This is a genomic window from Enterobacter sp. JMULE2, assembly GCF_013337145.1.
GTDB lineage: Bacteria > Pseudomonadota > Gammaproteobacteria > Enterobacterales > Enterobacteriaceae > Enterobacter > Enterobacter mori.
In genome coordinates this window covers 386,206-412,612 of the sequence record NZ_SGWD01000013.1, presented here as the reverse complement: position 1 = coordinate 412,612, position 26,407 = coordinate 386,206, and the positions used below count along the sequence as shown (strand labels likewise).

Annotated in this window: 23 protein-coding genes and 4 tRNA genes; 6 read left to right on the top strand and 21 right to left on the bottom strand. The window is 54.7% G+C overall.

Features of this window, described 5'->3' with window-relative positions; all coding sequences use genetic code 11:
- Nucleotides 1-2 precede the first annotated feature (2 nt).
- Nucleotides 3-1,202 carry a protoheme IX biogenesis protein HemY gene (gene hemY / locus EXW94_RS14230; RefSeq protein WP_029484909.1) on the top strand — a complete coding sequence of 400 codons (1,200 nt, stop codon included), beginning with the start codon at nt 3-5 and terminating at the stop codon, nt 1,200-1,202.
- Between the two features lie 171 nt (nt 1,203-1,373).
- Complete coding sequence (locus EXW94_RS14225) at nt 1,374-2,585, top strand: MFS transporter (protein WP_174340365.1); 1,212 nt, start codon at nt 1,374-1,376, stop codon at nt 2,583-2,585.
- 505 nt (nt 2,586-3,090) lie between these two features.
- On the opposite strand, the gene EXW94_RS14220 is transcribed toward EXW94_RS14225, so the two are convergent.
- From EXW94_RS14220 to trxA, 17 genes are all read right to left on the bottom strand, one after another.
- Nucleotides 3,091-3,167 (bottom strand) — tRNA-Pro (locus EXW94_RS14220).
- A 46-nt stretch (nt 3,168-3,213) separates the two neighbouring features.
- A tRNA-Leu gene (locus EXW94_RS14215) sits at nt 3,214-3,299 on the bottom strand.
- A 22-nt stretch (nt 3,300-3,321) separates the two neighbouring features.
- Nucleotides 3,322-3,397 (bottom strand) — tRNA-His (locus EXW94_RS14210).
- A gap of 64 nt (nt 3,398-3,461) precedes the next feature.
- Nucleotides 3,462-3,538: transfer RNA gene (locus EXW94_RS14205), tRNA-Arg, on the bottom strand.
- Between the two features lie 102 nt (nt 3,539-3,640).
- Nucleotides 3,641-5,026: an amino acid permease gene (locus EXW94_RS14200; protein WP_010426333.1), complete on the bottom strand. Its 1,386-nt coding sequence runs from the start codon at nt 5,024-5,026 to the stop codon at nt 3,641-3,643.
- A gap of 196 nt (nt 5,027-5,222) precedes the next feature.
- On the bottom strand, nt 5,223-5,963 hold the full coding sequence (wecG, locus tag EXW94_RS14195; protein WP_120158932.1) for a lipopolysaccharide N-acetylmannosaminouronosyltransferase: 741 nt from the start codon (nt 5,961-5,963) through the stop codon (nt 5,223-5,225).
- A gap of 12 nt (nt 5,964-5,975) precedes the next feature.
- Complete coding sequence (gene wzyE, locus EXW94_RS14190) at nt 5,976-7,328, bottom strand: ECA oligosaccharide polymerase (RefSeq protein WP_174340364.1); 1,353 nt, start codon at nt 7,326-7,328, stop codon at nt 5,976-5,978.
- Nucleotides 7,325-8,404, bottom strand: coding sequence for a TDP-N-acetylfucosamine:lipid II N-acetylfucosaminyltransferase (locus tag EXW94_RS14185; protein WP_100167452.1), 1,080 nt, complete (start codon nt 8,402-8,404; stop codon nt 7,325-7,327). Before EXW94_RS14185 ends, wzyE begins: the two co-directional genes overlap by 4 nt.
- Nucleotides 8,401-9,651, bottom strand: a complete 1,251-nt coding sequence (gene wzxE, locus EXW94_RS14180; protein ID WP_174340363.1) for a lipid III flippase WzxE — start codon at nt 9,649-9,651, stop codon at nt 8,401-8,403. The genes EXW94_RS14185 and wzxE overlap by 4 nt, the downstream gene beginning before the upstream one ends.
- 1 nt (nt 9,652) lies before the next feature.
- Nucleotides 9,653-10,783 (bottom strand): dTDP-4-amino-4,6-dideoxygalactose transaminase, encoded by a 1,131-nt coding sequence (gene rffA / locus EXW94_RS14175; RefSeq protein ID WP_042717731.1) that lies wholly within the window; start codon nt 10,781-10,783, stop codon nt 9,653-9,655.
- A 4-nt stretch (nt 10,784-10,787) separates the two neighbouring features.
- Nucleotides 10,788-11,465 carry a dTDP-4-amino-4,6-dideoxy-D-galactose acyltransferase gene (rffC, locus tag EXW94_RS14170; protein ID WP_120158936.1) on the bottom strand — a complete coding sequence of 226 codons (678 nt, stop codon included), beginning with the start codon at nt 11,463-11,465 and terminating at the stop codon, nt 10,788-10,790.
- Nucleotides 11,462-12,724: a UDP-N-acetyl-D-mannosamine dehydrogenase gene (wecC, locus tag EXW94_RS14165; protein WP_174340362.1), complete on the bottom strand. Its 1,263-nt coding sequence runs from the start codon at nt 12,722-12,724 to the stop codon at nt 11,462-11,464. Before wecC ends, rffC begins: the two co-directional genes overlap by 4 nt.
- On the bottom strand, nt 12,721-13,851 hold the full coding sequence (gene wecB, locus EXW94_RS14160; RefSeq protein ID WP_174340361.1) for a non-hydrolyzing UDP-N-acetylglucosamine 2-epimerase: 1,131 nt from the start codon (nt 13,849-13,851) through the stop codon (nt 12,721-12,723). Before wecB ends, wecC begins: the two co-directional genes overlap by 4 nt.
- A gap of 56 nt (nt 13,852-13,907) precedes the next feature.
- On the bottom strand, nt 13,908-14,954 hold the full coding sequence (gene wzzE / locus EXW94_RS14155; RefSeq protein ID WP_126815769.1) for an ECA polysaccharide chain length modulation protein: 1,047 nt from the start codon (nt 14,952-14,954) through the stop codon (nt 13,908-13,910).
- 12 nt (nt 14,955-14,966) lie between these two features.
- On the bottom strand, nt 14,967-16,070 hold the full coding sequence (gene wecA / locus EXW94_RS14150) for a UDP-N-acetylglucosamine--undecaprenyl-phosphate N-acetylglucosaminephosphotransferase (RefSeq protein WP_174340360.1): 1,104 nt from the start codon (nt 16,068-16,070) through the stop codon (nt 14,967-14,969).
- A 240-nt stretch (nt 16,071-16,310) separates the two neighbouring features.
- Nucleotides 16,311-17,570 (bottom strand): transcription termination factor Rho, encoded by a 1,260-nt coding sequence (gene rho, locus EXW94_RS14145; RefSeq protein ID WP_001054528.1) that lies wholly within the window; start codon nt 17,568-17,570, stop codon nt 16,311-16,313.
- A gap of 341 nt (nt 17,571-17,911) precedes the next feature.
- Nucleotides 17,912-18,241 carry a thioredoxin TrxA gene (gene trxA / locus EXW94_RS14140; protein ID WP_004386384.1) on the bottom strand — a complete coding sequence of 110 codons (330 nt, stop codon included), beginning with the start codon at nt 18,239-18,241 and terminating at the stop codon, nt 17,912-17,914.
- 144 nt (nt 18,242-18,385) lie between these two features.
- On the opposite strand from trxA, the gene rhlB reads away from it, so the two are divergent.
- Both rhlB and gppA read left to right on the top strand, forming a co-directional pair.
- Nucleotides 18,386-19,654, top strand: a complete 1,269-nt coding sequence (rhlB, locus tag EXW94_RS14135) for an ATP-dependent RNA helicase RhlB (protein ID WP_010426359.1) — start codon at nt 18,386-18,388, stop codon at nt 19,652-19,654.
- A 6-nt stretch (nt 19,655-19,660) separates the two neighbouring features.
- Nucleotides 19,661-21,145 (top strand): guanosine-5'-triphosphate,3'-diphosphate diphosphatase, encoded by a 1,485-nt coding sequence (gppA, locus tag EXW94_RS14130; RefSeq protein WP_174340359.1) that lies wholly within the window; start codon nt 19,661-19,663, stop codon nt 21,143-21,145.
- A 51-nt stretch (nt 21,146-21,196) separates the two neighbouring features.
- Here gppA and rep read toward each other — a convergent pair whose 3' ends face one another.
- On the bottom strand, nt 21,197-23,221 hold the full coding sequence (gene rep / locus EXW94_RS14125) for a DNA helicase Rep (RefSeq protein WP_010426362.1): 2,025 nt from the start codon (nt 23,219-23,221) through the stop codon (nt 21,197-21,199).
- A gap of 112 nt (nt 23,222-23,333) precedes the next feature.
- Between rep and ppiC (EXW94_RS14120) the strand changes: the two genes are divergently transcribed.
- Both ppiC (EXW94_RS14120) and ppiC (EXW94_RS14115) read left to right on the top strand, forming a co-directional pair.
- Nucleotides 23,334-23,615 carry a peptidylprolyl isomerase PpiC gene (ppiC, locus tag EXW94_RS14120; RefSeq protein ID WP_126815706.1) on the top strand — a complete coding sequence of 94 codons (282 nt, stop codon included), beginning with the start codon at nt 23,334-23,336 and terminating at the stop codon, nt 23,613-23,615.
- A 50-nt stretch (nt 23,616-23,665) separates the two neighbouring features.
- Entirely contained in the window at nt 23,666-23,947 is a 282-nt protein-coding gene (gene ppiC, locus EXW94_RS14115; RefSeq protein ID WP_006812396.1) for a peptidylprolyl isomerase PpiC, read from the top strand.
- 55 nt (nt 23,948-24,002) lie between these two features.
- On the opposite strand, the gene cysE is transcribed toward ppiC (EXW94_RS14115), so the two are convergent.
- The 3 genes from cysE to secB form a co-directional block, all read right to left on the bottom strand.
- The gene (cysE, locus tag EXW94_RS14110; protein WP_010426365.1) at nt 24,003-24,824 is read right to left on the bottom strand and encodes a serine O-acetyltransferase; all 822 of its coding nucleotides are present in this window, start codon (nt 24,822-24,824) and stop codon (nt 24,003-24,005) included.
- Nucleotides 24,825-24,898: 74 nt separating this feature from the next.
- On the bottom strand, nt 24,899-25,918 hold the full coding sequence (gene gpsA, locus EXW94_RS14105; protein WP_108417309.1) for an NAD(P)H-dependent glycerol-3-phosphate dehydrogenase: 1,020 nt from the start codon (nt 25,916-25,918) through the stop codon (nt 24,899-24,901).
- Nucleotides 25,918-26,385, bottom strand: coding sequence for a protein-export chaperone SecB (gene secB / locus EXW94_RS14100; protein WP_003860835.1), 468 nt, complete (start codon nt 26,383-26,385; stop codon nt 25,918-25,920). Before secB ends, gpsA begins: the two co-directional genes overlap by 1 nt.
- Nucleotides 26,386-26,407 lie beyond the last annotated feature (22 nt).

Below are 26,407 nucleotides of genomic sequence, written 5' to 3'. Positions count from 1 at the left end.
TGATGCTTAAAGTCCTCTTACTCTTTATCCTGCTGATCGCCGGGATCGTCCTGGGGCCGATGCTCGCGGGCCATCAAGGCTATGTGCTGATCCAGACTGATAACTACAACATTGAAACCAGCGTTACCGGCTTAGTGATTATCCTGGTCCTCGGCGTGGTGGTGCTGCTTGCTGTGGAATGGATCCTGCGCCGTATTTTTCGCACCGGGGCGCATACCCGCGGCTGGTTCGTTGGTCGTAAGCGCCGTCGTGCCCGTAAGCAAACAGAGCAAGCGCTGCTGAAACTGGCCGAAGGTGATTATCAGCAGGTAGAAAAGCTGATGTCGAAGAATGCCGATCACGCAGAACAGCCGGTGGTGAACTATCTGCTGGCTGCTGAAGCGGCACAGCAGCGCGGCGATGAAGCCCGTGCTAATCAACATCTTGAGCGCGCGTCCGAGCTTTCTCCTAAAGATCCGATTCCGGTGGAGATCACCCGCGTTCGCCTGCAGCTGGCGCGGAACGAAAACCATGCGGCGCGCCACGGCGTTGACCGACTGCTGGAAATCACCCCACGCCATCCCGAAGTGCTGCGTCTTGCTGAACAGGCCTACATCCGTACCGGTGCCTGGGGTTCACTGCTGGACATCATTCCGTCGATGGCAAAAGCAGACGTCGGTGACGATGAACATCGTGACGAACTGCAGCGCATGGCGTGGATTGGGCTGATGGATCAGGCGCGCGCCGACCTGGGCAGCGACGGTCTGAAAACCTGGTGGAAGAATCAGAGCCGTAAAACGCGTCAGCAGGTTCCACTGCAGGTAGCGATGGCGGAACATCTGATTGAATGTGACGATCATGACACTGCGCAGGAGATCCTCCTCGACGGTCTCAAGCGCCAGTACGACGACCGCCTGGTAATGGTGATCCCGCGCCTGAAAACCAATAATCCTGAGCAGATCGAAAAAGTGCTGCGCCAGCAGATCAAAACCGTGGGCGACCGCCCGCTGCTGTGGAGCACGCTCGGTCAGTCGCTGATGAAGCACGGCGAATGGCAGGAGGCGAGCCTCGCCTTCCGCGCGGCACTAAAACAGCGTCCGGACGCGTTTGACTACGCCTGGCTTGCCGATTCACTGGATAAACAGCACAAGCCGGAAGAGGCCGCCGCCATGCGGCGTGACGGGCTACTTCTGACGTTGCAAAATAACGGTAACCAGCCGTAATTGAAATGGAGGCCTTGAGGCCTCCTTTTTTTATCTTCACTCTCCTGCTACATTCATTGCATCTTCCGCAGGAAACGAACCCGCCAATGTAACGATCGCTTTTCATTAACCCCTTTTTCGCACACGCGCATTTTGCAGCGTGGAGTAAAACGTTTTTGAAAGGAAATCGTCATGAATTCGCTTTTGTATGCGCTTATTGAAGCGCTGCGCTGCCACCGCTGGCTGCGCCTGCTTGCCTGCGCGTTTATCTTCTCTTCACTGGGGAATGATTTGACCCAGGTTGTTGTTTTCGGCTTACTGCTGCAGTGGGCAGCACCACCGGTACTGCTAACGCTCGCTTTTCTTTTTGCCACGCTGCCGGGACTCCTCGGCAGTATGATCGGCGAAAAATTGTGCTCTCGATTTTCCCCGTTGTCTTTGCTGATTCTGACTGAGGTACTGGGATTGCTCGCCCTGATCTTTCCCTTTCTCGGCGTGCATTATCACAGCATACCCGCCCTGCTTGCCATGCAATCCGCTGAAGCATTATTGAGTGGGATCGGCTGGCCTGCGCTAACGCTGCTGTTCAAACGCGGCCTCAGTGATGCCGAGCTGCCTGCCGCAACCGTTCTGGAGAATCTCATATTTGCTTCTCAAGTCCTTTTGGGAACCGGACTTGGCGTCGTGCTTTTTCAGAAAATGCCGGTCGTCGATTTGCTGGCAATCGATGCCGCCAGTTTTCTGGGATCGCTCTTGATGCTTCTGCTGGCGAGGCGAGTGTTTGCGGCACGGATAAAACCCTCTCCCACCGACGCTCACGCACTCGTCGCGCTACGTTGGCAGAGGCTAACCCAGCGGCAAAAACGCTGTTTGCTCCTGCTGCCAGCGCTGGCTGCCGTAGGCTCACCCGCTATGGCGTTACTGCCCGCCCTGGCGCAGGAGATACAGCCTGAGAATGCGGCAGGTCTCGCGCTGCCCCTGCTTTTCGCCAGGAGCATGGGGCAGCTTTGCGGTCCAGTGTTGCTCAAGAGAGACAGTCTGACGCGCGTCGCGACCCAACCTCTCCTGCTGATGGGCTACCTTGCTCTCTTTCTGGCTGCTTATGGGGTGCTTCCGCTGTTATCCGGCTGGGTTGTGCCGGCGCTGGGAATGATCTTCATTGCACATCTGGCGTCGAATATTGTGTTTGCGGCAGGTACGTTTGGGGTGCTTAGTAACTTTCAGAAGGCCCAGATTTCGTCAGCAAGCAGTAAAGCCTGGCGCTGGCAAACGCTTAGCGCTTCCCTCTTTACTGGCCTCGCAGCGATGGTAGCGACAGCATTTGGGGCAGTTGAGGCGCTGTATATGGTCTCTGGCACCGCGCTGCTTTTCGTTACGCTGGTACTGCGGCGTTTCAGTGATTAAGACATAAAAAAACGCCTGCTATAAAAGCAGGCGTTAAAACAGGTCTGTAAGACAACATATTTGGTGCTTCACTCAACGTTGTGTCCATGGTGTTTGATGAGGCCGAAGCGACATCTGTCAGTGGACGATAAGCACCGTAAACGGCTCTGCGTCATTCCTGAGTTTATGAGGCACTAAGGCGAACATAAGAGATGGAATGAGCATCTACACGCATATTATTGCACGTTACATGCCAGGTTTACACGCAGAACTTTTACATTGCGCAACATTCTAAGATAAAAGGAAATTCTGCTGTTAAGAACCGCCTGAAGCCCGATAATGTACCGATAAGAGATTCAACGTGTCGTCGGCAAGAGACAATAAAGCCGCCGAAATAGTAAATTGTTTATTTTCAAGGCATTGCGTGTCGCCAAATCGCGACAATGGAGAAGTGTGTTGTTGGGGAATAACGACAGGGATTAAAACCGCAGAAAACAAAAAACCCCGCCGAAGCGGGGTTCAAAATTGGTCGGCGAGAGAGGATTCGAACCTCCGACCCACTGGTCCCAAACCAGTTGCGCTACCAAGCTGCGCTACTCGCCGATGTACTGCTTTTTTGAATTTTTAGTTCAATTCATTTAAAAAGTCGTGGTGCGAGGGGGGGGACTCGAACCCCCACATCCAAAGGACACTAACACCTGAAGCTAGCGCGTCTACCAATTCCGCCACCTTCGCAATTCACAACTCTTTCAAATAATGGGGTGGCTAATGGGATTCGAACCCACGACAACTGGAATCACAATCCAGGGCTCTACCAACTGAGCTATAGCCACCACTGTATTCTTTCACGCGGTACTGACTACTTCTCAGACCACCGCAGCTCTAGCACCGGGTTAATGGTGCGCCCGACAGGATTCGAACCTGAGACCTCTGCCTCCGGAGGGCAGCGCTCTATCCAGCTGAGCTACGGGCGCTTAGCGCCGTTGCGGGGCTGGATATTACGTACCTCCGTCCCCGCTGTCTAGTGCTTTTTTGAAAAAAATGCGCGTTTGGTTATGGTTTGCACATTTTGCCGCTTATTCCTCCACTTTATGCGTGGTGGCGCGGCGACCCAGGCCAAAAAGCTTATATGCCGCTGTAACGGCAGCCAGGAAGATCATCCCGACAAACAGCGACATGCGGGTATCTTCATTAAAGTACATCCCAATTAATACGCAAATCAGGAACGCCATCGTCAAATAGTTCGCGTACGGGAACAAAATGGAGCGGAACGGATGGCTGGCGATCGCTTTTTTATGCGCATGACGGAAACGCAGCTGGCTAATCAGGATCACAAACCACGGCACCATGCCCGGCAGCACGCTGGCGCTATAAACGTAAACGAACACGCGCTGCGGATTCGGGATGATGTAATTCAGACATGAACCAATCAGCAGAATCACGATCGATACTGCCACGCCCATAACCGGCACGCCCGCACGGGACACTTTCCCCATCGCCGCAGGCAGTTGGTTGTTTTTAGAAAGCGCGTAGAGCATGCGGCCACAGCTGTACATCCCGCTGTTACAGCCAGAGAGCGCAGCCGTCAGCACCACGAAGTTAATAATCCCTGCTGCTGCCGTAATACCAATCTTCGCGAAGGTTAAGACAAACGGGCTGCCGGTGGTGCCGATTTCATTCCACGGGAAGATAGTCACGATAACGAAAATTGCGCCCACATAGAAAATCAGGATACGCCACAGCACTTTGCCCACCGCGCTACGCAGCGTGACCTGCGGGTTTTTCGCTTCACCGGCAGTAATACCGATCAGCTCCACGCCCTGATAGGAGGCGACAACGATACAGAGCGCCGTCAGGAAGCCCTTCCAGCCGCCCGCGAAGAAGCCACCGTTCTCGGTCAGGTTGCCGAAGCCAATCGCGTGCCCGCCGTTGCCGAAGCCAAAGAAAATAACCCCGAGACCCACGACAATCATCACGATAATGGTGGTGACTTTGATCATCGCAAACCAGAACTCGATCTCACCGTAGAGTCGCACGGCAGCCAGGTTAGCCAGCGCCACCAGCCCCACAGCAATGAGCGCAGGTATCCACTGGACCATGTCCGGGAACCAGAACTGTACGTAGACCCCTATCGCCGTGATTTCCGAGATGCCCACGGCCATCCACATAAACCAGTACGACCAGGCCGTAAGGTAGCCAAAGAACGGGCTCATATAGCGGTGCGCGTAAACGGCGAAAGAGCCGGTGACAGGCTCCAGGAAGAGCATTTCGCCCATTGAACGCATGATGAAGAAAACGAACAGCCCGGCGATGATGTACGCCAGTAATACGGAAGGACCCGCCCATTTGAGCGTACTTGCGGAGCCCATGAACAGGCCAACGCCGATAGTGCCGCCCAGCGCTATCAATTCAATGTGTCGAGCTTCCAGCCCACGCTGTAGCTCCGGTTTTTTCTCTGCCATAAATCCTCGGTTGTGTCTGCTGGTTACCGGCTTAAGCCGGTTATTGTTTTTTAGGGGAACTAAAATACGGTGCGAATGGTTTCTTAAATTCTGCTAAATGGCAAACGATGCATTAAAAAAATGAATGCATTGCACAGATTAGCAGCAGTTTTGCAGGGGAGTTGCAGCGCGAACAGCATATCGCGCTACATTTTGATTACATTTTACCGGTGTAGTGCCAGGCGAGATAGCGCAGCAGACGGATCTGCCGTTTGATACGCGTCGGTTGTGATAACAGACGATACAGCCACTCCAGGCCGAGGTTTTGCCAGACTTTCGGCGCGCGCTTAACGTGGCCGGTAAAGACGTCGTAGGTGCCACCAACGCCCATGTACAGGGCATCCGGGCAGACCAGACGGCAATCGCGCATCAGGATCTCCTGACGCGGCGAGCCCATCGCCACGGTAACAATTTTCGCCCCGCTGTCGCGCACGCGTTCAAACAGCGCCTGCCGATCCTCAGGTTTAAAATAGCCGTCCTGGCTACCCACAATGTTAACATTCCACTGGCTACGCAGCTTCTGCTCCGTCTGGGCCAGCACCTCCGGCTTACCGCCGATCAGGAAGACCGGCGTGCCTTCCGCTCCCGCGCGCGCCATGAGCTGTTCCCAGAGGTCAGCCCCCGCCACGCGTGAAACATTAGCGCCAGGAAACTTTTTGCGAATAGAGCGCACGACGCTGATGCCGTCTGCGTACTTGAATTCGGCGGCGGTAATCAGGTCTTTCACTTCCGCGTTATCTTCAACCGCGAGCATTTTTTCCGCATTGATGGCCACCAGCGTGCCCGATTTCATCTGCCCGTCCGAGAACAGAAAATCCAGCGCGTGTTGCATATCACGCCAGCCTATAAGCTGTAGACCGCGCAGCGCATAGCGCGGCGCAGAAGTTGTGTCAGTCATTACAATCCCTACTCAGACTTGCGACAGCGTTGTGCTGCCCTGATGCTCGCGTCGGTGGACAAGCCCTGCGCTGTCAAACAGCCAGTACAACAGTTTTGCCAGCACCAGACACACACCGAAAACGACCATGAAGAACACCACGCGCGAGACGAACGAATCCAGCCCCTCGCGTGCCAGAACAATCATATTGAAAATGGCACCAAAGCAGAAACTGTGCAAAATAGCCGCCTTATAGCGGTTGGTCTCTTCGTTACCGAGCGTGTAAAGCCAGTCGAACCATTTAATGATCAGCCCAACCGCAATCGCGCCAGGCAGGATAAACCACGCGCCGCCCATTACGACCAGCGAGCCAATCAGCGTTGGCGAGATCGCCAGGCCAGAATGGTTGTTCAGCACTTCCCAGGTAAAGTAGTTCGCCGTATTGAGCACCACGCCCGGACGGTCCGGCCACAGCCAGGTCGGAATAAAGACGTAGAAGTCGCGGGCAATGGGTGCCAGCCCCTGGAAGTCGATCTTGTCGTAGTTTTGCAGCAGCAACGCCAGGTTTTCCCACGGCGAGAAGGTGTCGCGCGTGAGGTAGAGGAAGGTGTAAAACGCTTCGTCACCGGCAACGTTTAACCCATAGCGCTTCAGCGCCAGCCAGAACATTCCCACAATGCCAAATACGCCTGCCGCCGCCAGCATCCACAGGGAGATCCACCCGCGAATGATGCCGATAAACAGGAAGATGGCGAAGGCGATAATAATGTTGGCGCGCGTCCCACCCACAATCATGTAAGTCAGGATGCCGAAGGCGACGGTACTGACGAGGAAAAACAGCCACGCCTTGCTGTCCTGGCGCAGGAAAAAGACCACCAGCATCGCCGGAATGAAGAAGTAGAAGAACCGTTTGAGCGCCACGCCTGACACTTCAGCAGAGAAAATCTGGCTGTAGGACTGGAGCTTAAACAGCAGGAAGCCGTTATGCATGAAGAAGATGCCGACGCTGACCAGCGCGATAGTCATCAGCATCACCCACGTAAGGTGCGTCTCCACCCGGTTCATGGTGAAAATCGGTCGCCGCGGTGCGGACGCTGTCGCTGAGCGCAGGCGCGTTTTATAGGTGACGTAGTAGACGGCGTAGAAGCAGGTTGCGGAGAGCAGCGCCTGCAGCAAAATTTCCGGCGGGGCAACGGCCACATCAAAACGGAAAACCAGAATACTGGTCAGCGGGAAGCCGAAGTAAAAGGTCAGCAAAAACAGCAGCGAGAAGAAGACGTTGAAGTTAAAGCGCACCCGACGAAACTCAAACCAGGTGAGCGTGGCGATAAACATCGTGCTCAGCAGCCAAACCACCAACAAGCCGCTAAATTGCAACTGGCTCATGCGTTGTCTCCTGCAGCGATACGCAGCGCGCGGTGCCACGGCGTGAGGTAGTTCGGGCTAAAGAAGTCGATGCTATTTTTATCCACCAGCGCCAGCTGACGCTGCGCTTCCCGCACGATATCGATGTTCAGCGTGTCCGAGGTAAACAATACCGGAATATGCTGCTCGGTCATATCCTGCCAGAACGGGTTTTCGCGGTTCAGCACGCACGGAACGCCTGCCTGGATAAGCAGACATAAGGTACCAATCCCCTGCTGACGGGCAAAGATAAAATAACCCAGGTCGCACTGTCTCAGGAGCGCGAGATAGTCATCAAATTCCAGCTTATCCTGCAGAATATTCACATGCTCAGCGCTGAATAACGCCAGCGCCTGCTGACGGACCTCAGCGATGTAGGCGTCGTTATTCGCCGGGTAGCCCATTGGCACTACCACGTTCACCGTATCGCCAAACTGCTGATGCACCGCCCGGAGCGCCGCAACATGTTCGTTACTGCGATCCCCGGAGTTCCCCACCAGAATCGTCAGTTTGCCCTCGCGCACCGTATCGTTCGCCATATTGTTCAGCGCCGGGTTCATGCGGGTCGGGAAATAGAGCAGCTCACCGCGCACGTTCGGATGCCGTTCAGCAAAGTAGTTAAGATCGCCACGGGTCGCGAACACGCAGCCCACGCGCCCCTGAGCCATACGGCGCAGCGGATAGAAAAGGCGGAACTTCCAGCCGCGCGACACTTCATAGAGATCGGCGCCCCAGATATGCCAGCTACACTGGGAAGGCTTTATCCCGCCGCTCAGCAGAGCCATCCACAGGCCCGTATTGAACTGCCCATGGAAAAAGAAGCGTTGTTCACGATCGGCTTTTGCCTTCGCGATGACCGCTTTCGCCAGCGCGGCTTTATCTGGCCAGAAGGTGATGTTAAGCGCCGGACACGCCGCGCCCAGGCCATTGTCCTGACCTGCAACCATAAACTCGCGCGCATCAGGATTGCCCGACGCCAGCTCATCGTTGAAGAACCGCAGTACGGTCTGGTTATGGTGTGGGATGTCCGATCCCAGGATGTGAATCAGTGCAGTCATGCGCGTTTACGCCAAAGTAAAAATACGCCGCAACAGGCAGCGAAATAAACGATATAAGTTGCCATATAGGCCTGAGCAGCCCCCAGCGCGCCGTGCGAAGGGATCAGCCAGTGAGAGAACGCCGTCAGCAGCGCAAACTGACTAATCTCCGCCAGGATATACAACCGCAGCGAGGCTTTCGCAATCACCAGATAGCCGAAAACGTAAGAGCCGACTTTCAACACATCGCCTACCAGCTGCCAGGCAAACAGATCGCGCATGGCGATAAACTTTGCCGAGAAGAGCAGCCAGATGGCGACATCACGTAATAACCAGACGGTAAAGCTGGCGGCCGCCACGGCAGGAAGCACAAAACGCAGTGAGCGGAAAATCTCGCGGGTAATATCCTTTTTTACGGTCAGCCGGGATAAGGTTGGCAGCAAATAGACGCTAAAGGAAGCCGTTATAAATTGGAGGTAGGCATCGGAAATGCTGCTCACGCCCTGCCAAATCCCGACTTCATCCCAACTGTAATGCGCAGCCAGCAGGTTTCGCATCATGACGTAGGCCACCGGAAGCGTCACCGAGGTGATGAGCGCCATCAGGGTAAATTTGCCTAACTGCCCCGCCAGCATCGTGTCCCACTGCGGTTTCAGGTAACGTAGCGGGATGACCCCTCTGCGCATCAGCATAAACGCTGCCGGAACGACAACCAGAGCAGGCACGAGCGCCAGCCCCAGCAGTGCGCCCTCATAGCAACCCAGACGATAGCAGAAATAATAGGCAATCACACCGATGATGCTTCCCAGGATCAGCGCCAGCGCATTGCCCGCCGCATCACGGAAGCCCTTCATCAGTGCCAGCAGCAGGTTGGCCCAGGCAATCCCCATCTGAACCAGCGCGACCAGACGAACCAGCCCCTGATACTGCGTGTGTCCAAACAGCCCCTGGCTAATCGGTGCCGCCGCCAGTAAAAACATAACGGCCAGCAGCGTGGAAAATCCCAGGACCATGGCCGAGGACGTTCCCACAACCGTGCGCAGTTTTTCGGCATCATCATGATGCTGAGCCACGTATTTGGTGACGCCGTTAAATATTCCCGCCCCGGCCAACACGCCGAGAACCGTGACCAGCTGGCGGAAATTGCCCGCCAGCCCGACGCCTGACGGGCCGAATGAGACAGCCAGCAACTTGACGACCAGCAATCCGGCACCAATTTTTACAAGCGTGGACGCAGCCGTCCACACCGATGCTTTTGCCAGAGACATATCAGCCGAAATAACTCAGAAGGGTATTGATCACCGTGCGTTGATTAACGGGTGCGAGGTTGTAGAACAGAGGCAGGCGGAGCAAACGCTCGCTCTCTTTGGTGGTGTAACGGTCTTCGCCCGCGAATACGCCAAACGCTTCTCCAGCCGGGCTGGAGTGCAGCGGGATGTAGTGGAATACCGCCAGAATTTCAGCCTCTTTCAGCCAGGCAATCAGGCTGCTGCGATCGTCGTTATCGCGCAGCTTGATGTAAAACATATGGGCGTTGTGGACGCAGTCTGCCGGGATCGTCGGCAGTTCAATACGCCCGGCTTTCGCCAGCGGCTCCAGCGCGTCGTAGTAGGTTTGCCACAGGGACAGGCGCTGCAGATTAATACGCTCCGCCGCCTCCAGCTGCGCCCAAAGATATGCGGCCTGCAGATCGGCCATCAGGTAGCTTGAGCCGATATCGCGCCAGGTGTACTTGTCAACCTGACCACGGAAGAACTGGCTGCGGTTGGTGCCTTTTTCGCGGATCACCTCGGCACGCTCCACCAGCGCACGGTCGTTAATCAGCGTCGCCCCACCCTCACCGCCTGCGGTGTAGTTTTTGGTTTCGTGGAAGCTAAAGCAGCCGATGTGGCCGATCGTGCCCAGCGCGCGCCCTTTATAGGTGGACATCACGCCCTGCGCGGCGTCTTCCACCACGAACAGGTTGTGCTTTTTGGCGATCGCCATAATCGTGTCCATTTCGCACGCCACGCCCGCATAATGAACCGGGACAATCGCGCGCGTTTTGTCGGTAATCGCCGCTTCAATCAGCGTTTCGTCGATGTTCATGGTATCCGGACGGATATCCACAAAGACAATTTTCGCCCCGCGCAGGACAAACGCGTTCGCCGTAGAGACAAAGGTATAACTCGGCATGATCACTTCATCGCCGGGCTGGATGTCCAGAAGCAGTGCGGCCATCTCCAGGGAGGCCGTACAGGATGGCGTCAGTAGCACTTTGGCGCTGTGAAAACGCTGCTCCATCCACTGCTGGCAGCGACGGGTAAAACCGCCGTCGCCGCAAAGTTTGCCGCTGCCCATGGCAGACTGCATATAGTCGAGTTCCGTTCCCACGACGGGTGGTGCGTTAAATGGAATCATCATGTCACCTGTATAACCAGTAAGCGGTGGCGTCGACGTTGGCCCCACTCGCAATATAACGTTTAAGCGCGGCGGTGTTGCCCATCTGGGTCGCCACCCGCAGCGTCGATAACTGTTCCTGCTCAGCCCAGTGCAGCGCGGCCTGCATGAGTTTCTTCCCCATGCCGCGTCCGGCGAGTAAGCCGATACGCGCGTCCTGCTCATTCACCTTACGCAGGGAAACAAAGCCCTGAATCTGTCCATCCACCGCGCGGAAAACCAGACACACATGGTCGAACGTGCCTTTTACCGCATTTTCAATCCACTGAGCATAAAAACGGCTGCTGTCTTCAGGCTTATACCAGGGAGCACGAAAGCGGCTTTGGGCAAAGGCCTGTGCCGCCATCTGGCGCAGCGCGGGAATGTCCTGCTCTGTTGCAATTTCTGCGCCTGCCGACGGGTGGCGGGAAACCGTTATGGAGAGATCAACCTCGCCTTCGACCAGCTGAAAACCATGTTGCTGCAGCGCATCCAGCAGATCGGCACGGCCCGCCGGGATCTTCGCCTGCACGCGCGGCCAGGCCGCGAAGTCGGACGCCTGCAAAGCAGGCGCATCGTCACGCAGACGAACAATCGCCGAAGGCCGGGCAAAAAAAGTGCTTTCCCACTCAAGGGATTCCAGCACGCCGTTGAGTTGACTCAACGCCACACGCCTTTGGTATCAACCACGTACTTCTGGGACACGGTCTTACCCGGGATCGCTTTGAACGCGTTGTGATCCACCAGCAGTACCAGCACATCCGCCATCGCCAACGCATCGTTTAGCGCGGTCAGCGTACAATGGCCCGCCAGCTTCGCTGGCAGCTCATGGATATTCGGCTCAACCACAAGCGTCTCACCGCTGTGCCATCCTGCGATCATCTCAGCAATTTCCATCGCCGGGCTTTCGCGCAGATCGTCAATGTTCGGTTTAAAGGCCAGGCCAAAGCAGGCAATTTTCAGCTCGCTGGCGCGCTTGCCGCTTTCAGCCAGACAATCCGCCACCGTCGCTTTTACCTGATTGAGTACCCAGTGAGGTTTGCTGTCGTTGACTTCACGCGCGGTGCGGATCAGGCGCGCCTGATCGGGGTTTTGCGCCACGATAAACCAGGGATCGACGGCGATGCAGTGACCGCCCACGCCCGGACCCGGCTGGAGAATGTTGACGCGTGGATGGCGATTCGCAAGGCTAATCAGCTCCCAGACGTTAATCCCCTGATCGGCACAAATCAGTGACAGTTCATTCGCAAAAGCGATGTTAACGTCGCGGAAGCTGTTTTCGGTCAGTTTGCACATCTCGGCGGTGCGGGAGTTGGTCACCACGCATTCGCCTTCAAGGAAAATCTTATACAACTCGCTGGCGCGCGCGGAACATACCGGCGTCATGCCGCCAATCACGCGGTCGTTTTTAATCAGCTCGACCATGACCTGACCCGGCAGCACACGCTCCGGACAGTAGGCGATATTAATATCGGCCTGCTCACCCGCCTGCTGTGGGAAGGTTAAATCTGGACGGGCTTCTGCCAGCCACTGGGCCATCTGCTCGGTAGCGCCCACCGGCGACGTGGACTCGAGGATCACCAGCGCCCCTTTTTTCAACACAGGCGCGATAGATTTTGCTGCCGCCTCAACGTAAACCATGTCGGGCTCATGATCGCCTTTAAATGGCGTCGGAACCGCAATCAGAAAGGCATCGGCGTCGACCGGCGTGGTGCTGGCGCGCAGGAATCCCCCGTCGACGGCCTTTTTCACCACGAGGTCGAGATCGGGCTCCACAATATGAATTTCGCCACGGTTAATGGTGTCCACCGCGCGCGCATTGATGTCGACGCCTACAACCTGCTTTTGACGAGAGGCAAAGGCCGCCGCAGTAGGCAGTCCAATGTAGCCAAGACCCACGACAGAGATGGTAGTAAAACTCATAGCGTTACCCGATTGTGTTTAAGTGCATGCAAAATACGACCACAAGACTGCCCATCACCATACGGGTTATGGGCGCGGCTCATCGCCTGATACTCTTCTTCATCGTGCAGCAGGCGCGTCACCTCGTCGACGATGCGGCGCATATCCGTGCCCACCAGACGTACCGTGCCCGCTTTTACCGCTTCCGGGCGCTCGGTGGTTTCACGCATGACCAGCACCGGTTTGCCGAGAGACGGCGCTTCTTCCTGAATCCCGCCGGAATCGGTGAGGATCAGCCAGGCGTGATTCATCAGCCAGACGAATGGCATGTAGTCCTGCGGTTCGATCAGAAGGACATTATCCACATGACCCAGAATACGGTTCACCGGCTCGCTGACGTTAGGATTGAGGTGTACCGGATAGACAATCTGCACATCTTCATTCTGCGCGGCAATCTCAGCCAGCGCGTGGCAGATTTGCTCAAAGCCGCGACCGAAACTTTCGCGACGGTGGCCCGTCACCAGGATCGTTTTCTTGCCGTTATGCAGGAAAGGATAGCGCGCAGCGAGTTCTGCCTGCAGATCGGTGTTTGCCAGCACGCGGTCACGTACCCAGATCAGCGCATCGATAACCGTATTCCCGGTGACAAAGATCTTATTGTCGGCAATATTTTCCCGCAGCAGGTTCTGACGCGCGTTTTCGGTTGGCGCAAAATGGTACATCGCCAGATGTCCGGTCAGCGTGCGGTTGGCCTCTTCCGGCCAGGGCGAGTAAAGGTTGCCTGTACGCAGGCCTGCTTCAATATGCCCAACGGGAATACGCTGATAGAACGCGGCAAGGCTGGTCGCCACGGTGGTCGTGGTGTCACCATGCACCAACACCACATCAGGTTTGAAGGATTCCAGAATAGGCTTTAACTCTTGCAAAATACGGCAGGTAATCTCCGTTAACCCCTGTCCCGGCTTCATAATGTTGAGATCGTAATCCGGGACGATAGAAAAGAGAGTTAAGACCTGATCGAGCATCTCACGGTGCTGGGCAGTCACGCAGACTTTCGCGTCAATATCAGGATCTCTGGCCAGCGCATGAACCAGAGGCGCCATCTTGATGGCCTCCGGCCTGGTGCCAAATACGGTTAGTACTTTCACATCGATTCTCTTCGATTAGGCGATGAAGGCCGTAGCCTTCATCGTAGATGGCGTTCTTAATTTGTGCGACGACGCATTAGCGCTACGCCCGCGCCAGTCAGTGCGCCCACAATCCCCCACATGATCATCAGGAATGCACGCCGTGGGCTATCGCGTTTTACAGGTTCTTCAGGCGTTCTCAAATAACGATACGTCTGAAAACGCGGTTCCAGCGTTGGGCCAACGTTCAGGGTGTTAAGCATGGCGCGGTTTTGGTCGTAATCGAGGTCAAAATCAGGGCCAACGGCCTGGAGATTTTCCAGTCGAGCCTGGAGCATTGGACGACCTAGCAGGAACATTTCAGAGTCAGGTAGTTCATCAGCAGGGACATCCGTTTCGCTGCGGGAGATATTGTGCTGCTCCGCAATTTTTAGCGCCTGCTGAATATTATGCACGCGGCGGTCGAAAATGGCTTTTGCCACCTCTTCCTGGCGTTTTACCTGCGCTTTCATCTGAATCGTTCGCGCAGCCCAGGCGCCTTTCAGCTCGTCATTAAGATGGATCGCCGCACGCTGGCTGGCAAACGCGACGTACTGACGCAGCAGATTATTGGCATCCGGTGCCGTTTCGGCAATCAGCTTCACGCTGTCGCTGACATTGCGCAGGGCATCGCCCGGCATAAACTGGATATTGTTAATCAGATCATCCAGCAGCGCGGCATCCGCTTTGGTGTTATCCACCCGACGCTGCTTGAAGTAATCGGTCTGCGACCAGAAATCGCGACGCGTATCCCATGAGGCGAGCTGCATCACGAACTCTTTGTAGGCCTCATCCATAACGGAAACCTGATCCGGCGTAGCGAGATTCGCCTTGATATCCAGGTTACGCAGGAATTGCTGCTGGGAATAGAAGCCGCCAAGCATGTTAACCGTTGGTTTGTCGGTAATCGCCGTGGTGCTCCACTCTTGTTTTGCAAAGAATGTGTAGGCCAGCGCAATGAGCGCAAAACCTATCGCAACGCCAGCAATCCATAGTTTCCCTGCCCATAAAACACGAAACAGACCACGAATATCCAACGCATTCTCATTCATTTCTGATTTTTCTCCCGCCAACGGTTGAGTCATCATCATCCCATTTTATTTCGTTAAGGTTGGATTATTATCACTATTTCGACGCATCTTGCGTTTGATACGCTTAATGAAACGAGCTACCTTCCAGGCCCGTTTAATGCAGTAGCCATACAATAAAAACGCAAGCAAAAACAGTACCAACATTACCCATTCAGGAATAAAGTGGGCATATTCCGCTACAACTCCTATCCCCGCAAGGATAGCGGCAGCCAATGTAATCAGCATAAAAGCCTGACGGGAAGTGAATCCCGCCCGCATGATAAGATGATGAATATGTTGACGGTCGGCTGTAAAAGGACTCATTCCTTTACGCAGACGACGATACATAATCGCCACCATGTCCATCAGCGGGATGGCGATAATCCATAGTGCAGTAACCGGGCTTATAGGGTGTGTTTTACCCTGCGTGGTTTCCAGCAAAATCCAAATAATAGTAAAACCGATCAATGTGCTACCCGCATCGCCCATAAAAACTTTATAGCGACGACCCAGAGCGCCAAGATTCAAGAGGATGTAAGGTAGAATGGCCGCAATCATGGCGAAGCACCACATTGCCAGGCTGTATTGACCATCAAACCACAGGATGATGCCAATAGCAGCAAATGAAACACATGACAATCCCCCCAGTAAACCATCGATCCCATCGACCATATTGAAGGCATTGATTGCGACCCATACGGCAAAGAGTGTGAGGAAGTAACCAAATGGGCCGAGCACCATCTCCCAGGCCCCAAAAATATAGCCAAGACTGCTCAAGTGAAGTTTTGCCGCAACCATCATGGCAATACCAACAGCAGCCTGTACAAAGGCGCGAATTTTTACACTGATATCGTAGCGATCGTCCAGTGCACCAACAACAACCAGAACCGCCGCACATGTCAGGTACAACCGGGCATGAGGAATATAGTAATCAGCGATAGCGAAAGTGAAGCAGATACCTGCAAATACGGAGATGCCACCCACCAATGGGATCATACCCTGATGGCGTTTACGGAAGTTGGGTTTATCCACTAATCCCAGATATTTTGCTATCTTGCGCGCAAAAAACAGAAAGCAAGTAGTAAATAAAAAAATACTGGTTAGTTCAGCAAACGTATCGAATAGGTTCACAATGGATGTTCTCAACAAATGTCAGTCAAAGAAGTATAACTATGATGGCATCAAGCCAGAAGGCATAAAGCAAACCTCTTGCGACCCATTTGTTTATTATTCAAGCTATTAATATTTTTACTGTGCGAATTATCTTATTGTCGCACTGACCGGTCAAAATTGGGAGTCTGTGATAATAGCGTATAGTCCGTAAAAGAAAAACGCCACGTAAAAACGTGGCGTTCACTGGGATAATTTACGTTACGAGCGTTTCATCATGTCGAAGAAATCGTCGTTGGTTTTGGTCATCGCCAGTTTGTTGATGAGGAACTCCATTGCGTCGATTTCACCCATTGGATGGATGATTTTGCGCAGGATCCACATTTTCTGCAGCTCTTCCTGAGTGGTGAGCAGCTCTTCCTTACGGGTACCGGAACGGTTGTAGTCGATAGCCGGGAAGACGCGTTTTTCAGCGATCTTACGAGAGAGGTGCAGTTCCATGTTGCCTGTACCTTTAAACTCTTCGTAGATAACTTCGTCCATTTTGGAGCCGGTATCAATCAACGCGGTCGCAATGATGGTCAGGCTGCCGCCCTCTTCCACGTTACGTGCCGCACCGAAGAAGCGCTTCGGACGATGCAGGGCGTTGGCATCCACACCACCGGTCAATACTTTACCGGAAGCTGGCACCACGGTGTTGTACGCACGCGCCAGACGGGTGATGGAGTCGAGCAGGATGATCACGTCTTTCTTGTGCTCAACCAGGCGTTTCGCCTTCTCGATGACCATTTCCGCAACCTGAACGTGGCGAGATGCTGGCTCGTCGAAGGTAGAAGCAACCACTTCACCTTTAACCAGACGCTGCATCTCGGTTACTTCTTCCGGACGTTCGTCAATCAACAGTACCATCAGCACGCAGTCTGGGTGGTTGTAGGCAATGCTCTGCGCGATGTTCTGCAGCAGCATGGTTTTACCCGCTTTTGGCGGTGCCACAATCAGGCCACGCTGACCACGACCAATAGGTGATGCCAGATCCAGAACGCGAGCGGTTAAGTCTTCGGTAGAACCGTTACCACGCTCCATGCGCAGGCGAGAGTTCGCGTGCAGCGGCGTTAAGTTCTCAAAGAGGATCTTATTGCGCGAGTTTTCCGGTTTGTCGTAGTTAACTTCGTTAACTTTCAACAACGCAAAGTAGCGTTCACCCTCTTTTGGAGGACGAATCTTACCTGAAATGGTGTCACCAGTGCGGAGGTTGAAACGGCGGATTTGGCTAGGGGATACGTAGATGTCGTCAGGGCCGGCGAGGTAGGAGCTGTCTGCAGAGCGGAGGAAACCAAATCCGTCTTGCAATATCTCCAGCACACCGTCGCCAAAGATATCTTCGCCACTCTTAGCGTGCTGCTTCAGGATGGCGAAAATGATGTCCTGCTTGCGCATACGAGCCTGGTTTTCCAGCCCCATATTTTCGCCGAGAGTGATCAGCTCAGAAACCGGCGTATTCTTTAATTCGGTAAGATTCATAATGGTGTGGGTTCTTAAACTCGGGGTGATTCTCGAACTTAATGTTGTGAATGGTATGGCAGGGTCATCCATGCCTGTTTAGCGGCCATCAACTCATGTCTGTTCGCTGTCTGGTCACAGGGAAAGAACGCAGAACTGAAACGACAAGACGGATTGAGTGACAAGCCCGGAATCTAGCAACTTCACGCACTGTTCATGTTAACAACGGGAAGTATCGGGTAAAACAAGATTCAAACAACAAGATATGTTTAAAACGAAGTCATAGCTAACTTAGCACGACTAAAGCCGGGCGTCCAGAGATCCACACAATTTAGGCGCTCAGGACGCTCAGCCGAGAAACCTTACGCCAGATTAGCGTCGAGGAACTCTTTCAGTTGACCTTTGGACAGTGCGCCCACTTTGGTCGCTGCCACTTCACCGTTTTTGAACAGCAGCAGGGTCGGGATGCCACGGATACCGTATTTTGGCGCGGTGCCCGGGTTCTGGTCGATGTTCAGCTTGGCAACGGTCAGTTTGCCCTGATATTCGTCAGCGATTTCATCCAGAATCGGGGCGATCATTTTGCAAGGACCACACCATTCAGCCCAGAAATCGACGAGGGTTAGCCCGTCAGCCTTAAGCACGTCCGTGTCAAAACTGTCGTCAGTCAGGTGAATAATTTTATCGCTCATATATAACTCCACAGGAATAAGCCTGGTACGTTGGTTTTGTCTCCACCAACGACGTGTTGATGTCGCATTAACCAACTAAAGGTTGACTTTATTTCACCGGATACGCTTTCGTAAAGCAATAGTAAGCTGATATTCTACCACACTATGAGCAAAACACATTTAACAGAACAGAAGTTTTCCGACTTCGCCCTGCACCCAAAAGTGATCGAAGCCCTTGAAAATAAAGGGTTTCATAACTGCACGCCCATTCAGGCTCTCGCCCTGCCGCTTACGCTGGCCGGTCGCGATGTTGCAGGGCAGGCGCAAACCGGTACTGGCAAAACGATGGCATTCTTAACGTCAACGTTTCATTATTTACTGTCTCATCCAGCGATTGCAGACCGCAAAGTTAACCAGCCGCGCGCGCTTATTATGGCCCCGACGCGAGAACTGGCGGTACAGATCCACGCAGACGCTGAACCCCTGGCGCAGGCTACTGGCCTGAAGCTTGGCTTGGCCTATGGCGGCGATGGCTACGATAAGCAGCTGAAAGTGCTGGAAAGCGGTGTGGATATCCTGATCGGTACCACTGGCCGTCTTATCGACTACGCCAAACAGAACCATATCAACCTCGGTGCCATCCAGGTTGTCGTGCTGGATGAAGCCGACCGTATGTACGATCTGGGCTTCATTAAAGACATCCGCTGGCTGTTCCGCCGCATGCCTGCTGCGAATCAGCGTCTGAACATGCTGTTCTCTGCAACCCTTTCTTACCGCGTTCGCGAACTGGCGTTCGAACAAATGAACAACGCCGAGTATGTGGAAGTGGAGCCAGAGCAGAAAACAGGTCACCGCATTAAAGAAGAGCTCTTCTATCCTTCGAATGAAGAGAAAATGCGTCTGCTGCAAACGCTGATCGAAGAAGAATGGCCCGATCGCGCCATCATCTTTGCGAACACCAAACACCGCTGTGAAGATATCTGGGGCCATCTGGCTGCAGACGGTCACCGTGTTGGTCTGCTGACCGGCGACGTTGCACAGAAAAAACGCCTGCGTATTCTTGAAGAATTTACCCGTGGCGATCTCGATATTCTGGTCGCAACCGACGTTGCCGCTCGTGGTCTGCACATCCCAGCCGTAACGCACGTTTTTAACTATGATCTGCCAGATGACTGCGAAGACTATGTACACCGTATCGGTCGTACCGGTCGTGCGGGCGCGAGCGGTCACTCTATTAGCCTTGCGTGTGAAGAGTATGCGCTGAATCTTCCAGCCATTGAGACCTACATCGGTCACTCTATTCCGCAGAGCAAATACAACCCGGAAGCGCTGTTAAGCGAACTGCCGCCGCCGAAGCGTCTTACTCGCCCACGTTCCGGCAATGGTCCGCGTCGTTCTGGCGGCGCACCGCGTAATCGTCGTCGTTCAGGTTAAGAAATTATGCTCAGTTCCACCTCGCTATATGCGGCAATTGATCTCGGTTCGAATAGTTTTCATATGCTGGTTGTGCGCGAGGTGGCGGGAAGCATACAGACGCTGACGCGCATTAAGCGCAAGGTCCGCCTGGCGGCGGGCCTGAGCAGCGACAATCACCTCTCCCCCGAAGCCATGGAACGTGGCTGGCAGTGTCTGCGCCTCTTTGCTGAGCGCCTGCAGGACATACCCCATACCCAAATCCGCGTTGTCGCTACCGCGACGCTTCGCCTGGCGGTTAATGCCGTGGATTTTATTGCCAAAGCGCAGGAAATTCTCGGTTGCCCGGTGCAGGTCATCAGCGGTGAAGAAGAAGCTCGTCTGATCTATCAGGGCGTGGCGCACACCACCGGGGGTGACGATCGCCGTCTGGTGGTGGATATTGGCGGAGCGAGCACCGAACTGGTCACCGGCACGGGCGCCCAGGCGACGTCGCTGTTCAGCCTGTCGATGGGCTGCGTGACCTGGCTTGAGCGCTACTTTACCGACCGCAATCTCGCGCAAGAGAACTTCGACGAGGCGGAAAACGCCGCGCGCGAGGTGCTGCGTCCGGTCATGGACGAATTGCGCTACCACGGCTGGAAAGTGTGTGTTGGCGCGTCCGGAACCGTACAGGCGTTGCAGGAAATCATGATGGCGCAGGGGATGGACGAGCGGATCACGCTTGCCAAACTCCAGCAACTGAAGCAACGCGCTATTCAGTGTGGTCGGCTGGAAGAGCTGGAAATTGAAGGCCTGACGCTTGAGCGTGCATTGGTTTTTCCAAGCGGTCTGGCCATTCTGATCGCCATTTTCACCGAACTGAACATCCAGTGCATGACCCTTGCAGGCGGCGCGCTGCGCGAAGGTCTGGTCTACGGAATGCTGCATCTGTCGGTTGATCTGGACATCCGCAGCCGTACGCTGCGTAACGTCCAGCGTCGCTTCATTGTGGATACCGAGCAGGCACAACGGGTGGGACAGCTGGCGTCGCTCTTTGCGGACCAGGTCAAACAGCGTTGGGATATTGAACCATTAAGTCGCGATTTGCTGCTAAGTGCATGTGCGCTGCATGAAATTGGCCTGAGCGTTGAGTACAAGCAAGCGCCGCTGCATGCCGCGTGGCTGGTGCGTAATCTTGATTTGCCGGGCTATACCCCTGCGCAGAAAAAATTGCTCGCTACCCTGCTGCTAAACCAGACCAATGCCGTGGACCTCTCTTCACTCCACCAGCAAAACGCGGTGCCGCCGCGCGTGGCCGAGCATCTGTGCCGTTTACTTCGTCTGGCGATTTTATTTGCCAGCCGTCGCCGCGACGATCTCCTCCCGGCAATTAGGCTGGTGGCAGACGATGAAAAGCTCACGCTGACGCTACCGGAAAATTGGCTGGATAATCACCCACTTGGGGCAGAGCTGATCGAGCAAGAGTGCCAGTGGCAGAGCTACGTGCACTGGGCGCTTGAGATAAAGTAAGTCGCTGAACAATGCCGGGTGGCGGCTTCGCCTTACCCGGCCTACTCATCATTATCCCTTCTCTTTGGCTTTTGCCAGCATGGCGCGAATATTCGCCACGTTAGCCTGTCCCTTGTGCATGCGCTCTTCCGCGGTAATAACTTTGCGTTCCTGCTCCCAGATGAGATCGTCCTGAGGTAGCTCCAGCAGGAAACGGCTCGGCTCAGGGCGCACCAGTTCACCGTACTGTCTGCGCTCTTTACACAGGGTAAAAATCAGCTCTTTCTGCGCGCGGGTGATCCCCACGTAGGCCAGTCGACGCTCTTCATCGACGTTATCTTCATCAATGCTGCTCTGATGCGGCAGTAAGCCCTCTTCCATACCGACCAGATAGACATACGGGAATTCCAGTCCTTTGGACGCATGCAGGGTCATCAACTGCACCTGGTCGGCCTCTTCCTCACTCTCACCGCGCTCCATCATATCGCGCAGCGTAAAGCGGGTGACGACCTGGGTCAGCGTCATCGGCTCGTCAATGTCCGAGCCTTCCAGCATTTCGGTCATCCAGCTAAAGAGCTGGTTGACGTTTTTCATTCGCATCTCGGCCGCTTTCGGGCTGGCAGAGGTTTCGTACAGCCAGGATTCGTAGTCGATACCATGGATCAGGTCCCGCACGGCAGCCACAGGCTCACGCTCTGCCAGCCGCTGTACTTCACCAAGCCAGTGGGTGAAGCGGGTTAAGTTGTCATATCCGCGTCCCGTCAGCGTCTGGCTTAGCCCCATGTCAAAGCTGGCGGTAAACAGGCTTTTATTGCGGGTCATCGCCCACTCGCCCAGCTTTTGCAGCGTCGCCGGGCCGATCTCGCGTTTCGGCGTATTCACAATGCGCAGGAAGGCACTGTCATCATCCGGGTTAGTCAGCACGCGCAGATAGGCCAGCAGATCTTTGATTTCCGGGCGCGAGAAGAATGAGGTTCCACCCGAAATTTTGTAAGGAATACGGTTCTGCATCAGCATCTTTTCAAACACGCGCGACTGGTGATTACCGCGATAAAGGATTGCGTAATCCTTGTACTCCGTTTTATTCACAAAGTGATGGGCAATCAGCTCACCGGTGACGCGTTCGGCTTCGTGTTCTTCATTGTTGGCGCTGAGCACTTTCAGCTCTGTACCGTAGCCCAGCTCGGAGAAAAGACGCTTCTCAAACACGTGTGGGTTATTGGCGATCAGGATATTCGCCGCTTTCAGGATGCGACCGGACGAACGGTAGTTCTGCTCCAGCTTAATCACCTGCAACGCCGGGAAATCTTTGCTCAGCAGCACCAGGTTTTGCGGACGCGCGCCGCGCCAGGAGTAGATCGACTGATCGTCGTCGCCAACCACGGTGAAACGCGCGCGTTGCCCTACCAGCAATTTCACCAGCTCGTACTGGCTGGTGTTGGTGTCCTGATATTCATCCACCAGCAGGTAGCGGATCTTGTTCTGCCAGCGCTCGCGCACCTCTTCATTACGCTGCAACAGCAACGTCGGCAGCAGGATCAGGTCGTCGAAATCCAGCACGTTACACGCTTTCATGTGCGCATCGTACAGACCATAGCAGTGAGCGAAGATACGATCCCGTTCCCCTTTCGCGCTGGCTGCAGCCTGGGCTGGCGTCATCAGATCGTTTTTCCAGTTGGAGATCGTCGAGATCAGCTGTTGCAGTAGGACTTTGTCATCTTCAATCAGCCCTTCCGTCAGCTCTTTAAGCAGCGCCACCTGGTCAGTATCATCGAAAAGCGAGAAGTTGGACTTCATCCCCAGCGCCGCGTATTCGCGTTTAATAATATCCAGCCCCAGCGTGTGGAAGGTGGAGATCATCAGCCCGCGCGCCTCTTTACGGCCCAGCGTCTGCCCCACACGCTCTTTCATCTCGCGCGCGGCTTTGTTGGTAAACGTTACCGCCGCAATATGGCGTGCCTGATAGCCGCACTCGCGGATCAGGTGGGCGATTTTATTGGTGATCACGCGGGTTTTACCCGAACCCGCCCCTGCCAGCACCAGGCATGGTCCAGTAACGAATTCGACCGCTTGTTGTTGTCCAGGGTTTAAACGCATGGGAATATTGCTCAATCTTCGAACGGGGTGGGGATTGTAGCAGAAAGCCGGGCGCAGATTTACCGGCTAATGATAAAGTGGCGAAAAGGCCATTAACCCGTAGAGCAGAACCATGAAAAAGTCCGCAGCAGCCCTGCACATCCTGGTAAAAGAAGAGAAACTGGCCCAGGAGATCCTGGCAAAACTGGAGCGTGGCATCAGCTTTGATCATCTGGCAAAGCGCTATTCTAAGTGCCCCTCCGGGCGAAATGGCGGCGAGCTTGGGGAATTTCAGCAGGGTGCGATGGTGGGTCCATTCGATGAGGCGGTATTTAGCTGCCCGCTGCTGAAGCCCTACGGTCCGGTGAAAACCAAATTCGGCTACCATATCATTAAGGTGCTCTATCGCCGCTAACGCGTGGTATATTGCGCCCCGATTTATCTCAACCCATTCAAGGCACGATCATGGCAAAAACAGCAGCAGCACTGCATATCCTTGTTAAAGAAGAGAAACTGGCACAGGATCTTCTGGAACAGATTAAAAACGGCGCCGACTTCGGCAAGCTGGCGAAGAAGCACTCTATCTGTCCGTCAGGTAAACGCGGCGGTGACCTGGGTGAATTCCGCCAGGGCCAGATGGTTCCGGCATTCGATAAAGTGGTCTTCTCTTGCCCGGTACTGGAGCCAACCGGTCCCCTGCACACGCAGTTCGGATACCACATTATCAAAGTGTTATACCGCAACTAACAAAAAGCCCGGTGAGTCAATGCACCGGGCTTTTTTGTCAATGGCTGCCGACAGGCTAAATGCCGTCGCCATACTCGAACGTATGATGAATACCGTTGAAGTGCTGATCCATATCCATCGACGGTTTATCGCTATCCGGTTTACCGACAATGCGCGCCGGTACGCCAGCAGCGGTGGTGTGCGGCGGTACAGGCTGCAGCACAACTGAGCCCGCCCCTATTTTGGCCCCACGTCCCACTTCGATATTACCGAGGATCTTCGCTCCCGCGCCAATCATCACCCCTTCACGGATCTTCGGATGGCGATCGCCGCTGGTTTTACCGGTACCGCCCAGGGTAACCGACTGCAGGATAGAGACATCATCTTCAATCACCGCCGTTTCGCCGACAACAATGCCAGTGGCGTGGTCGAGCATGATGCCACGACCAATTTTCGCCGCAGGGTGAATGTCCACCTGGAAGGTCACAGAAACCTGATTTTGCAGGAAGATAGCCAGCGCGCGGCGGCCTTCATTCCATAACCAGTGGCCGATGCGATAAGCCTGAAGCGCGTGGAAGCCCTTCAGATACAGCAGCGGCGTGGAGTATTTATCGACCGCCGGGTCACGCGTGCGCACGGCCTGGATATCACAGGCGGCAGAGGCGATCATCTCCGGGTCAGCGGCATAGGCCTCTTCCACCACTTCACGAATAGCGATAGCAGGCATGATGGAGGAAGCCAGTTTATTGGCGAGCATATAGCTCAGGGCGCTGCCGAGGTCTTCGTGCTTGAGTAGCGTCGCGTGGTAGAAACTGGCCAGCATAGGCTCGCAGTCGGCCAAAGCTCGGGCTTCGGCTTTTATATTGTTCCAGACGATATCCAGTTCTTCACACGGCATTGCTTACTCCAGACGATAGTTAATGACCAGCCAGTTCTGCGCTGGCTGGGTCATTCAGGTGACAACGGTTCCGACTAGTTACTGCTGCGCTCGTCCTTGCGCGCACGACCTAATAAGGTCAATGCTGCCTCGCGCGCATTTTTTCCGCAATACAATACCTGATAAATTTCCTCGGTTATTGGCATTTCGACACCGAAACGGTGCGCCAACTCGCGGACTTCCTTGGTATTGCGGTAGCCTTCAACCACCTGACCAATCTTCTCCTGCGCGCTTTTTACATCGCTGCCCTGACCGAGCATCATGCCGAAGCGGCGGTTACGAGACTGGTTATCGGTACAGGTCAACACCAGGTCACCCAGGCCTGCCATGCCCATAAAGGTGGCCGGATCGGCACCCAGCGCTTCGCCCAGGCGAGACATTTCCGTCAGCCCTCGGGTGATCAGCGCAGTACGTGCGTTCGCACCAAAACCGATACCGTCGGACATCCCGGCACCGATGGCAATCACGTTCTTCACCGCACCGCCCAGCTGTACACCGATGAAATCGGGGTTACTGTAGACGCGGAAGCTCTTGCCGCAGTGCAGCAGCTGCTGGAGATCGTCAGAGAAGGCCTGGTCAGTGGATGCCAGTGAAATCGCTGTCGGCAGGCCAGCAGCAAGCTCTTTGGCAAACGTCGGTCCGGAAATCACCGCAAGCGGGATATCATCGCCCAGCGCTTCGCGGGCTACGTCCTGCAGCAGGCGTCCGGTTTCCGCTTCCAGCCCTTTTGTCGCCCAGACAATGCGTGCATCCGGGCGCATCAGCGGCTTGATTTGACGCAGTACTTCGCCAAACACATGGCTCGGCACCACAATCAGAATGTTGCGGCTGGCCGCCAGCGCGGTCGCGAGGTCGCTTTCCAGGTGCAGGGAGTCAGGGAACGGAACGTCCGGGAGAAAAGCCACGTTGCAGCGGTCGCGTTGCAACGTCGCAATATGTTTGGGATCGTGGCCCCACAGGACCACGTCGTGACCATTTCTTGCCAGCGTGATGGCAAGAGCGGTGCCGTAAGAGCCGGCACCGATCACAATCATTGACGCATTAACAGTGCTCATCAGGCATCCTGATGTTGTTCGGCACCTTCGCCAGCCTGCTGCTGCAGATAGTTCATGAACAGCGCATCAAAGTTAACTGGCGCAAGGTTCAGTTGCGGGAATGTACCGCGAGAGACCAGGCTGGTGATGCATTCGCGAGCATACGGGAACAGGATGTTCGGGCAGTATGCACCCAGGCAATGTGCCATCTGGTTGCCTTCGATACCGCCAATGGAGAAGATGCCGCCCTGCTGTACTTCACACAGGAACGCCGTTTCTTCGCCCAGAGATGCGGTTACGGTCACACGCAGTACAACTTCATACACATCATCCGCCAGTTGGGTGGATGCGGTATCAAGATCAAGTTTAACCTCTGGCTGCCAATCTTTCTGGAAAACGTGTGGCGCATTTGGCGCTTCGAAAGAGACATCTTTGGTGTAGATGCGCTGGATCTGGAAAGTCATTTCAGTGTTGTTTTGTTCTGACATGGAAAAACCCTTTTTAATTGTC

What these genes read in the sequence shown, in the direction of transcription:
- hemY (WP_029484909.1), top strand. Translation starts at nt 3, where the DNA reads ATGCTTAAAGTCCTCTTACTCTTTATCCTGCTGATCGCCGGGATCGTC.
- EXW94_RS14225 (WP_174340365.1), top strand. Translation starts at nt 1,374, where the DNA reads ATGAATTCGCTTTTGTATGCGCTTATTGAAGCGCTGCGCTGCCACCGC.
- EXW94_RS14200 (WP_010426333.1), bottom strand. Translation starts at nt 5,026, where the DNA reads ATGGCAGAGAAAAAACCGGAGCTACAGCGTGGGCTGGAAGCTCGACAC.
- wecG (WP_120158932.1), bottom strand. Translation starts at nt 5,963, where the DNA reads ATGACTGACACAACTTCTGCGCCGCGCTATGCGCTGCGCGGTCTACAG.
- wzyE (WP_174340364.1), bottom strand. Translation starts at nt 7,328, where the DNA reads ATGAGCCAGTTGCAATTTAGCGGCTTGTTGGTGGTTTGGCTGCTGAGC.
- EXW94_RS14185 (WP_100167452.1), bottom strand. Translation starts at nt 8,404, where the DNA reads ATGACTGCACTGATTCACATCCTGGGATCGGACATCCCACACCATAAC.
- wzxE (WP_174340363.1), bottom strand. Translation starts at nt 9,651, where the DNA reads ATGTCTCTGGCAAAAGCATCGGTGTGGACGGCTGCGTCCACGCTTGTA.
- rffA (WP_042717731.1), bottom strand. Translation starts at nt 10,783, where the DNA reads ATGATTCCATTTAACGCACCACCCGTCGTGGGAACGGAACTCGACTAT.
- wecC (WP_174340362.1), bottom strand. Translation starts at nt 12,724, where the DNA reads ATGAGTTTTACTACCATCTCTGTCGTGGGTCTTGGCTACATTGGACTG.
- wzzE (WP_126815769.1), bottom strand. Translation starts at nt 14,954, where the DNA reads ATGACTCAACCGTTGGCGGGAGAAAAATCAGAAATGAATGAGAATGCG.
- rho (WP_001054528.1), bottom strand. Translation starts at nt 17,570, where the DNA reads ATGAATCTTACCGAATTAAAGAATACGCCGGTTTCTGAGCTGATCACT.
- trxA (WP_004386384.1), bottom strand. Translation starts at nt 18,241, where the DNA reads ATGAGCGATAAAATTATTCACCTGACTGACGACAGTTTTGACACGGAC.
- rhlB (WP_010426359.1), top strand. Translation starts at nt 18,386, where the DNA reads ATGAGCAAAACACATTTAACAGAACAGAAGTTTTCCGACTTCGCCCTG.
- gppA (WP_174340359.1), top strand. Translation starts at nt 19,661, where the DNA reads ATGCTCAGTTCCACCTCGCTATATGCGGCAATTGATCTCGGTTCGAAT.
- rep (WP_010426362.1), bottom strand. Translation starts at nt 23,221, where the DNA reads ATGCGTTTAAACCCTGGACAACAACAAGCGGTCGAATTCGTTACTGGA.
- ppiC (WP_126815706.1), top strand. Translation starts at nt 23,334, where the DNA reads ATGAAAAAGTCCGCAGCAGCCCTGCACATCCTGGTAAAAGAAGAGAAA.
- ppiC (WP_006812396.1), top strand. Translation starts at nt 23,666, where the DNA reads ATGGCAAAAACAGCAGCAGCACTGCATATCCTTGTTAAAGAAGAGAAA.
- cysE (WP_010426365.1), bottom strand. Translation starts at nt 24,824, where the DNA reads ATGCCGTGTGAAGAACTGGATATCGTCTGGAACAATATAAAAGCCGAA.
- gpsA (WP_108417309.1), bottom strand. Translation starts at nt 25,918, where the DNA reads ATGAGCACTGTTAATGCGTCAATGATTGTGATCGGTGCCGGCTCTTAC.
- secB (WP_003860835.1), bottom strand. Translation starts at nt 26,385, where the DNA reads ATGTCAGAACAAAACAACACTGAAATGACTTTCCAGATCCAGCGCATC.